A 10092-nucleotide genomic window follows, 5' to 3' on the forward strand; every position below is an offset into this window, starting at 1 on the left:
GTTATCGGGGCGTTAAGCAGCCTGCGCGCGTTCTTCGACGCGGTTTACGCTGCGGTAGAGATGATCAAAACGTTCGTTATCAAACTGATGGCTGGCGCCATCGAAGAACACGTGGCCCTGACGCAGGGCGACGATGCGCTCGCAGTAGCGCAGGGCGTAATCCACCTGATGCAGCGTCACCACCACGGTGATGCCGTCGTTCTGGTTGATGTCGCGCAGGGTTTCCATCACGATGCGGGCCGATTCCGGATCCAGCGAGGCGATAGGCTCATCGGCCAGAATGATTTTGGCTTTCTGCATCAGGGCGCGGGCGATGGCGACGCGCTGCTGCTGTCCGCCGGAGAGCGTTGAGACGCGCTGGTGGGCAAAATGCGCCATGCCGACGCGGGTCAGCGCCTGTAAGGCTTCTTGTTTCTGGGAAGGGGAGAACCAGCGCAGGCAGGTGCGCCAGAACGGGGTGCTGCCGAGCGCGCCAATCAGCACGTTCTCGAGCACCGTCAGGCGGTTCACTAGGTTGAACTGCTGAAAGATATAGCCCGTCTGCGCGCGGCTTTTGCGAATATCGCTCGCCAGACGCCCCGCATGTTGCACGGTGTTACCCAGCAGCTCGACGCGGCTTTCCGGCGTTTTGTCACAGGTAATGAGGCCGCTTAAGTGACGAAGAAGGGTGGATTTTCCTGAACCGGATGGCCCCAGCAGCGCCACCATTTCGCCCTGCTGGACGGTCAGATCAACGGCATGCAGCGCCTTGTTGTGATGGAAGGTTTTGCTCAGTTTCTCGACGCGAATGACAGTTTGCATGTGCTGGGCCTCACGATAAATGTGGCCTCATGCTGGCGCATCAATATGACATTCAGGTTAAGTGTTGGTTGCGGGAGTTTGAAGAGTTGAGGGGGATTTGATGACAATCACCGTAGGCCCGGTCAGCGCAGCGCCACCGGACGCTGTTGCCGGATGCGCTGCGCTTATCCAGCCTACGATTTAACGACGTTAATCATCCACGGCACGCCGTATTTGTCGGTTACAGTGCCGAATCCGTGCGCCCAGAAGGTCTCCTGCCAGGCCATTTCAATATTGCCGCCATCGGCGAGGTTGTCGAACCAGCGCTTGCCTTCCGACACATCCTGGGTGTCGAGCACCAGTGTGAAACCCGCGTATTGCGCGCTGCTGCCAGGCGGTATCCCGTCGCTCATCATAATGTCGCTGCCCGCGATGCGGACGTTAGAGTGGGCGATGGCGGTATCCGGGAAGTTCATGCCGGACGGACAGCCTTCTTCGCTGTTTTCGTCTTTAGGCATTTCGCCGAAGGTGATTTTGTAGAGGAGTTCTGCGCCGACGGCCTGCTGATAGAAGGCGGTGGCCTCCGCACAGTTGCCGGCGAAAGAGATGTAGGGACTTAACGGCATAATCTTTACCTCACGTAAGAAAAGCCCGTTAAGTGTAGTTCCCGAACGCCCGGTAAGCGAAGCGTCACCGGGCGGGTCAATCAGTTCTTTTTCACGAACTCAGATTTCAGTTTCATCGGACCGAAGCCGTCAATTTTGCAATCGATATTATGATCGCCTTCAACAAGACGGATGTTTTTCACTTTGGTACCAATCTTCAGCATGGAAGAACTGCCTTTTACCTTCAGATCTTTCACAACGGTAACGCTGTCGCCGTCTGACAGCAGGTTGCCGTTCGCGTCTTTCACAATCAGCGTATCGCTGTCCTGCGCAGGCTCCGCATCGTTCCATTCATGGGCGCATTCCGGGCAAACGAACATGCCATTGTCTTCATAGGTGTATTCAGAATTGCATTTCGGGCAGTGTGGAAGTTGCATGTTGGTATCCTCAAAAGTGTTAACACGCTGGAAAACGCCAGCTAAATGACGGCAGTGTGCCGAAAAAGGCAGCGAGTATAACGCAAATCCCCACTTTTGTCGGTGATATTGTTTTAGAAAAATAGCGCAAAAATGCGTAAAAGATGACACGAACTGTCAGTGAATTAAGGGAAGCTTATGCCCTGCACGGCAGTGATCGTTATGATGATAAATATATCGAATATTTTATTACAGCAAATTGCTACGCTGTGCCATTTCGGATAAGGTGAAGGAACAAGCCGTTATTTATCTATCCTTTCTAATGCTATACATCTTTTGGTGTCAGGGAATACCTCTCTTTTTTGGTGGGTAAATAACGATGATATCTCCTGATGTTTCCTGAAAATGCGTTTTGTCTATTTACTTTTGGTCTTCTGACCAGAGGGATGTTTTACACGTATTAGAAGGGTGAGATTTAAATTCTCATTATCTTCAGTTACTTGTATTAAATGAACATGTTTTCCATACATGATCATATAAGCCTGAACAGTATAATTAAAAAAACGTGGCTTAATAAAAGTAATAAATTTGCGTTAAGGGAAGGCTTTTATCATGCACACACAGACCATATTTGAATTAAGCCAGGAAGCCGAACGTTTGTTACAGCTGGCTCTGAACAATCTTGATTCATTAAAATCAATGCCGATTGCAAAGCTGGATAGCACAGCCGCTGCCATGAGCGGCGTTAATAACAACGTTTTGCCATTACATTTTAGCGCGCGGGGTGTCGACGCTCAGCAGGCGTTGCTGAATAACGAATTACGCAAAATAACCCGCCTCGAAATGGTGCTGGCGATTGTGGGTACCATGAAAGCGGGAAAATCGACCACCATTAATGCGATTGTGGGCACGGAAGTGCTGCCGAACCGCAATCGTCCGATGACGGCGCTGCCCACGCTGATCCGCCATACGCCGGGCCAGAAGGAGCCGGTGCTGCATTTTTTGCACGTTGCGCCCATTGATACCCTGATTTCCCAGTTGCAGACGAAATTGTGCGATAAAGATCGCGGCAAGCTGGCGCGGCGTCTGGAAATCGACAAGGACATGAATACGCTGCTGGAGCGCATCGAAAGAGGTGAGGCGTTCGGAAAACATCACCTGGGCGCGGAGCCCATCTTTCATTGTCTTAAAAGCCTGAACGATCTGGTGCGGCTTTCTCAGGCGCTGGGCGTGGAGTTTCCTTTTTCTGAGTACGCCGCGATTGAACATATTCCGGTGATTGAGGTGGAATTTGTGCACCTCGCCGGTCTGGATGCGCACCTGGGGCAACTGACGCTGCTCGACACGCCGGGGCCGAACGAGGCCGGACAGCCGCACCTGCAAAAAATGCTCAGCGAGCAGCTGGCGCGCGCCTCCGCCGTGCTGGCGGTGATGGACTATACCCAGCTTAAATCTATTTCCGACGCCGAGGTTCGTCAGGCAATTTCGGCGGCGGGGAAATCCGTGCCGCTTTACGCCCTGGTCAATAAATTCGATCAGAAAGATCGTAACAGCGACGATGAAGAGCAGGTACGGGCGATGATTTCCGGCACGCTGATGAAAGGGAATATTTCTCCGGGACAAATTTATCCGGTCTCTTCCATGTGGGCCTACCTGGCAAACCGCGCCCGCTATGAGATGAACACCCATGGGCGGCTTCCCGATCATCAGGATCAGCGTTGGGTACAGGATTTTGCCGAGGCCGCGCTGGGCCGCCGCTGGCGTACGGCCGATCTCGACGATAGTGACCATATTCGCCATGCGGCGGATCTGCTGTGGGAGGATTCGCTGTTCGAACAGCCCATCCGCAAGCTGATTTACGCGGCTTACGCCAACGCCTCGCTGTTCGCCCTGCGGTCGGCATCGCATAAGCTGCTGAACTATGCGCAAAATGCCAGAGAATACCTGGATTTTCGCCATCAGGGACTGACGGTCGCCTTTGATGAGCTGGAGCGGAATATTAAGCGCCTGGAAGAGGACATGGCGATGCTGCGTCAGCGGCAGAGCGTAGTGAGCGATGAGGTCCAGCATGAAGTTGAAGAGGCGCTCAACGCAGCGGATACATTTCTGCTTAGTCAGAAAGGTGAACTTCACCAGGCGCTGGACGACATGTTTAGCCGCCCGTTAATTCTTGATTTAGCCGGGCGCGAGCCATCCAGCATGCGTACAGACGACACGGATGAGCACCAGCAGCTGGTGCTTGACGATGAAGGGCAGGCACAGATTGTCCTGAGCAAGATCCGATCGTCATGCGAGCAGATTTTGCTGAATGCGCAGAGCAGAATTAGCCGGGAGCTGGCGTTACGCTTCGATCAGCTGGAGTCTACGCTCGCCCGATCGTTGAATGAGGCGATGCGCCCCATCGAGATGCAAATTAAGGAACAGCTCAGTCATGCCGGCTTTCGGGCGCGGATTAGCTTTCCGGCGTTTCAGGCAAACCAGCTTAACTTCAATACGCGCGGCTTATTTAATGATGCCATTGTGCAGGACACCCCTCCCGCCAGTCAGCCCGCAGGGGCGGGCAGCGTACGTAATACCGTCTCGCGCTGGCTCAATCATCCCGGCTGGGGCTGGGAAGCGTATGTGGAGACGCGCACCCGATATGTCATCGATATCGCTCAGCTTCATGGCAAATTTACGCAGCATACCGATCAGTTTTGCGATCAAATTCGTAAAGCTTTGGCCGCGCAGGTCGATGTCTCTGTTACGGCAGGTATGGCAACGTTCTTTGCAGAGTTTTCGTTGTGCCTGACCGGGTTACAGGAAAGCTTGCGTGATAGCCTTGCCGTGCGGCAGCAGAATGAGCATTCAACCCGGGCGCTTAGCCAGTTGTTGAAGCAAAGTATGACCACAGCGGCGTGGATTCAGGAAGATACCCGACTGTTACGCGATGATATTCAAACCTTATTCGCGGCAGAGCAACCATGACAACACAGCTACTGGACGGTCCCGGGCGGACGCTGGAGTGTATTCATCCAAAATTTATGGTCGATTTGGTCCAGGGGGCGGATGCTGCTCGTCACACCCTCCTGGGGCCACAGCAACTGCAATTTCGTGAGCGTTTGACGCAGGAGATCGTTACGCAGACCCGGTTGCGGCCATGGGCAATGGCGGGAATGCTCAACGAAAATGCAGCACTGCGGCTGGGTCTGGCGGAGAAACTGGCCGGTATGCTCGACCCCGGACACCTGGCGCTGACCCGCATGTCCGACAAGCTGGTAGCCCTGCGCCAGCAGGTTAATCCACGCCTCCCTCAACCTTCCGGATTGTTGCAACAGTACGAGGCGCTCTCCGCACATTTCAACCAGCGTGCCGCTTATAAAGAGAAAGCGCTCGCGCAGCGCGGCCTTACGGTTCAGGCGGGTGAGCACAGCGAGCAAATTTTTACCCGCTGGCGAGCCGGGCAGTATGACGGCTGGTCGCTGGCTGGCCGCTGCTTTATCGTGCTGGAAGAGTTGCGCTGGGGCGCGTTTGGCGATGCCTGTCGTCTGGCGAATAGTGATGTGGCGGCCATGCTGAAAGATAACCTGCGCAGCATGGCCGCAAACTATCTGGCACAGGGGATTAATGCTTCTCCCACCACCCGGCATTTTTACCATCAGTGGCTGACGACGCCCGCTTCTCCTGGTCTGATGGATTATAAAGATATGCTTGGCTGGCTGGGGGACTGGTGTCAGGCGGATAAACATCCGGTGAGCTGGTCAGTGACGCAGAGCTGGCAAACGGTCGCGCTGGGTATGCCGAGACTCTGTTCGGCAAAACGGCTGGTGGATGGCATGGTGGAAGAGATATTTAGTGCGTGATTGCCCCCTCTTTTTAAGGAGGGGGCGAACGACTTAGTGGTGCATTTCTACCGCTTTCGGCTCTGCCTGGGTCTCCGGAACCTGTCCAAAACGTCTGGCGTATAGCGCCGTGATGATCGGGACCAGAATCGCCGTCACAATCACGCTGGCGGCAACCAGGGCCGTGGCGGAAGCCGCCACCGGTTCAAAGGCCGGGTTAATCTGGGCGATAATCACCGGGTTAGCTACCGCAGCGCCTGCGGCCGACGAGGCGGCCACACCTGCGGTTCCGTTACCGCCCCCGATGACGCGGTCTGCAATAATTAGCGGAATACCCGTGATGACGATGACGGCAACACCCAGCACAATACCCAGCAGGCCGGTTTCCAGAATCACGTTCAGATTGATGGTATTGCCCAACGCGAAGCCGAAGAACGGGATCAGTACCGGGGTGGCTTTGCTGAAGAAATCGCGCAGATCGTGATCGAGGTTGCCTAGCGCAAAACCAATCAGGAACGGCAGGATCGCCCCGACAAAATGGTGGGGTTCAAAGGAGGCAAGGCCGGCAGAACCCAGAATCAGCATGGTCATCAGCGGACCCGACTCCAGGGACATCAGCACGAACGCGCCTGATTCTTCTTTGGTGCCATATTGATTCATCAGGCTGGCATAGAGACCGCCGTTGGTCATATCCATTGCTGAAACAATGGCCAGAACGGATAATCCGGCGAAGAATCCGGTCTGTATGCCATTCTCCGGAATGAACATCGCGCAGATCATGGCAACGACCCAGGCGACCGCAATTTTAGTAATGACCAGCGTCCCTGATTTACGTAATACCGTACCAGTTGCACGTAAATTAATAGATGCGCCGATGCAAAAGAACCAGACTGCCAGAATCGGTACCGTTCCGGTGATCATACCTTTTGTAAAACCGCCAAAATAAGCACCGGTATTCGGGGCCAGCGTATTTAATATCGCGCCAAGTACCAGCGGGACCAGCATCATCCCGCCCGGGATGCGTTCTATTGTTGCTTTAATCTTCATCATTAACCCTCACATCTCGCCCGCGTGGCTGGCGGAAATCTCAAAAAATAGATCAACAAATTCAAATGATTGCCTTTTTTGAAGACCAATCGATTCGTTACTTATGCTGTAAAGCGAAATTCAGGTGCTTAGCATTCCTTCATTTGAAAGCCGCTGGGATATTGTGTTCGGGTTTATCATGCGATCTTTGGAATTGCGATTCAATGAAAATAAAACACTGTTTTAGTTATCTGCGTCACATATTGAATGTAAACAGGAATGCCCGCTGTTAATAATTAAATTTTGTGTAAATTCGATGTGAAGAAATGTGATTGTTTTTTGTTTTAAGAGGAATAATAACGGGTGTTAAGATGTGCTTGATAAAGGGGGTGAGAATGACCTTATTTATCGTGAATTGACAAAACCTGAAGCCAACTTACGAACCGGAAAAATATATGTGAAGTTGATCACATATATAAACGCTGGTAGGGTAAAAAGGTCTTTAACTGCCCAGACAGGCGTCAACAGGTTCGGTTGTATTGAGGTAAAACGTCAATGTAAGTAAACCTGCTACGCTTGAATAAGGAGATTCGCATGGAGCGGATCTCTGGTTCACAGCTTGCAAATGCGCTGTGAAACGGACGGGGCTGAGTCTACGAGGAAAGCTATGCTTAGAAGGAAAAAAGTAAAACCCATCACGCTGCGCGATGTCACCATTATTGATGACGCGAAACTGCGCAAAGCGATTACGGCGGCCTCGCTCGGTAATGCGATGGAGTGGTTCGATTTTGGTGTCTACGGCTTTGTTGCCTATGCGCTTGGTAAAGTGTTCTTCCCCGGTGCCGATCCCAGCTTGCAGATGATTGCCGCGCTGGGTACGTTCTCTGTTCCCTTCCTTATTCGCCCTCTCGGTGGCCTGTTCTTCGGCATGCTGGGTGATAAATATGGTCGCCAGAAGATCCTGGCTATTACTATTGTCATCATGTCGATAAGTACATTCTGTATCGGCCTTATTCCGTCCTATGCGACCATTGGTATATGGGCACCGATCCTGCTGTTGATCTGTAAGATGGCGCAGGGCTTCTCCGTTGGCGGCGAATATACCGGTGCATCGATTTTTGTCGCTGAGTATTCTCCGGATCGAAAACGCGGCTTTATGGGCAGCTGGCTCGACTTTGGTTCGATTGCCGGGTTTGTCATGGGCGCGGGAGTTGTGGTTCTGATTTCAACCGTAGTGGGTGAAGAGAACTTCCTCGACTGGGGCTGGCGTATTCCGTTCTTCCTGGCGCTGCCGCTTGGCATCATCGGTCTTTACCTGCGTCACGCCCTGGAAGAGACGCCTGCGTTCCAGCAGCACGTTGAAAAGCTGGAACAGGGCGACCGTGAAGGGTTGCAGGATGGCCCGAAAGTGTCGTTCAAGGAGATTGCGACCAAACACTGGCGCAGCCTGCTGACCTGTATCGGTCTGGTGATTTCCACCAACGTGACCTATTACATGCTGCTGACATACATGCCGAGCTATCTGTCGCATAACCTGCACTACTCGGAAGACCACGGTGTGCTGATTATTATCGCCATCATGGTAGGCATGCTGTTCGTGCAGCCGATTATGGGCCTGCTGAGCGACCGCTTTGGCCGTAAGCCATTCATTATTCTCGGTAGCGTCGCACTGTTCGCGCTGGCAATCCCGGCCTTTATTCTGATTAACAGCAATGTGCTGGGGCTGATTTTCGCCGGTCTGCTGATGCTGGCGGTGATCCTCAACTGCTTTATCGGGGTGATGGCTTCTACGCTACCGGCAATGTTCCCGACGCATATTCGCTACAGTGCGCTGGCGGCAGCCTTTAATATCTCCGTTCTGATTGCGGGCCTGACGCCGACGCTTGCTGCTTCACTGGTGGAGAGCACGCAGAACCTGATGATGCCTGCTTACTATCTGATGGTTATTGCGGTGATTGGCCTGATTACCGGTATTACTATGAAGGAGACGGCGAACCGTCCACTGAAAGGGGCAACGCCTGCGGCGTCCGATATTCAGGAAGCGAAGGAGATCCTGCGCGAGCACTACGATAACGTAGAGCAGAAGATTGAAGATATTGACGCAGAGATTGAAGAGCTTCAGAAAAAACGTTCTCGCCTGGTTGACCAGCATCCGCGAATTAACGAGTGATAAAAAACCCGCCGCTGGCGGGTTTTCTTTTATTAGCATCCTGCGGCGATATAGTCGCCGCTGGCGCTGACGGGGATCACCGTCAGGAAGAGGATAGTTGCGAACAGTATCAGAACAACTCCTCCGGCTATTTTGACCATCGGCATTACCCAGTTCAGGGAAGTGCCGCCACTAAACCAGGCTACTGTGCGTTCACGCGCGTAACGTACTGCCAGCGACAGCCCCATAATCGACAACGCCGTTCCCAGCGACATTGTCATCACAGCAGCAATTCCCCAGCTAATAATGCCGAGCGCATTCGAGAACATCAGGATCATAATTGCTCCGCTGCACGGGCGTGCGCCAATGGCCAGCACCACGCCCAGACGGGTTTTCCAGTCGCTTTTAGCCAGATCCACCCCTACGCCGTGATGGCCGCAGCCACAGTGTTCATTATGCTGATGATGCGGCTTGATGGCGCTAATCGCCATTTTGCGCGGACGCAGGCTGCTGAGCGCCTGATAAATGATAAACGCACCGAAGGCGGCAATCAGTAAGGCGCTGATTTTCTCGACGTACCAACGGCTGGTACTGATATCCCCTGCCGCGAGGTTCAATCCAACCGCCAGGATAAAGACAAAGAGGATCGCGCTGACGCCCTGCATCAGGCTACCGATAAACGGTACGACGCGCGCCGCGAGCTGGCTCTCTTTATTGGTGCTGAGATACGTGGCGACGATAAATTTGCCGTGTCCTGGTCCAACGGCATGGAGTACACCATAAAGAAACGCACCGGTTAACAACCACAGCCCACCGCTGTACTGATGATTATTAAGTTGCAGCAAATACATCACCAGATAACGGTGCAGGGTGATCTGGGTGGCGAGGCACCACTGAATAAAAGCATTCCAGTGCGTATGCAGTGCAAAACCTGCCATAAGTAACGCCAGCACGGTGAGCCCGGCGGTTGGGAGACGCCAGTCACGTTGAAGTCGTTGTGTCGTCATGAGGTTGACCCGCGAGAGAAATATTTGCCGCTAGTATAGTGTTCAAATCGCTGGATCACACCGGGATCGTCAATGGATTGTGGATAACTCTGTGCGTAAAAAGGTATAAAGCGGGGTTTTGCTGGGGAATACAGCAGTCAGTCATTTTTTTGCAACTTTTCTGTTGCGGTCGCTCGGGAACTCCCTATAATGCGCCTCCATCGACACGGCGGATGTGAATCACTTCACAAACAACCCGGTCGGTTGAAGAGAAAAAATCCTGAAAATCAGGGTTGACTCTGAAAGAGG

Annotated in this window: 8 protein-coding genes; 3 read left to right on the plus strand and 5 right to left on the minus strand. The window is 53.1% G+C overall.

The window, feature by feature from the left end; all coding sequences use genetic code 11:
• Window positions 1-12: 12 nt before the first annotated feature.
• The 3 genes from phnC to ACOTZP_RS22430 all read right to left on the minus strand — a co-directional run bounded on the left by phnC (window position 13) and on the right by ACOTZP_RS22430 (window position 1822).
• Window positions 13-801: a phosphonate ABC transporter ATP-binding protein gene (phnC, locus tag ACOTZP_RS22420; protein WP_003860210.1), complete on the minus strand. Its 789-nt coding sequence runs from the start codon at window positions 799-801 to the stop codon at window positions 13-15.
• 173 nt (window positions 802-974) lie between these two features.
• On the minus strand, window positions 975-1406 hold the full coding sequence (yjdN, locus tag ACOTZP_RS22425; protein WP_022646788.1) for a VOC family metalloprotein YjdN: 432 nt from the start codon (window positions 1404-1406) through the stop codon (window positions 975-977).
• Window positions 1407-1486: 80 nt separating this feature from the next.
• On the minus strand, window positions 1487-1822 hold the full coding sequence (locus tag ACOTZP_RS22430) for a zinc ribbon domain-containing protein YjdM (RefSeq protein WP_022646789.1): 336 nt from the start codon (window positions 1820-1822) through the stop codon (window positions 1487-1489).
• 591 nt (window positions 1823-2413) lie between these two features.
• Here ACOTZP_RS22430 and crfC point away from each other — a divergent pair.
• Together crfC and ACOTZP_RS22440 are read left to right on the plus strand one after the other, a co-directional pair.
• On the plus strand, window positions 2414-4768 hold the full coding sequence (gene crfC, locus ACOTZP_RS22435) for a clamp-binding protein CrfC (protein ID WP_023305280.1): 2355 nt from the start codon (window positions 2414-2416) through the stop codon (window positions 4766-4768).
• Window positions 4765-5643 (plus strand): diguanylate cyclase regulator RdcB family protein, encoded by an 879-nt coding sequence (locus ACOTZP_RS22440; protein WP_022646791.1) that lies wholly within the window; start codon window positions 4765-4767, stop codon window positions 5641-5643. The genes crfC and ACOTZP_RS22440 overlap by 4 nt, the downstream gene beginning before the upstream one ends.
• Before the next feature lie 33 nt (window positions 5644-5676).
• Here ACOTZP_RS22440 and kdgT read toward each other — a convergent pair whose 3' ends face one another.
• Window positions 5677-6669 carry a 2-keto-3-deoxygluconate transporter gene (kdgT, locus tag ACOTZP_RS22445; protein ID WP_022646792.1) on the minus strand — a complete coding sequence of 331 codons (993 nt, stop codon included), beginning with the start codon at window positions 6667-6669 and terminating at the stop codon, window positions 5677-5679.
• 646 nt (window positions 6670-7315) lie between these two features.
• On the opposite strand from kdgT, the gene proP reads away from it, so the two are divergent.
• Complete coding sequence (proP, locus tag ACOTZP_RS22450; protein ID WP_022646793.1) at window positions 7316-8818, plus strand: glycine betaine/L-proline transporter ProP; 1503 nt, start codon at window positions 7316-7318, stop codon at window positions 8816-8818.
• Between the two features lie 32 nt (window positions 8819-8850).
• On the opposite strand, the gene ACOTZP_RS22455 is transcribed toward proP, so the two are convergent.
• Window positions 8851-9804, minus strand: coding sequence for a nickel/cobalt transporter (locus tag ACOTZP_RS22455; protein ID WP_271074523.1), 954 nt, complete (start codon window positions 9802-9804; stop codon window positions 8851-8853).
• Window positions 9805-10092 lie beyond the last annotated feature (288 nt).

The sequence above is a fragment of the Enterobacter cloacae complex sp. SYL001 genome (assembly GCF_049237025.1).
GTDB lineage: Bacteria > Pseudomonadota > Gammaproteobacteria > Enterobacterales > Enterobacteriaceae > Enterobacter > Enterobacter intestinihominis.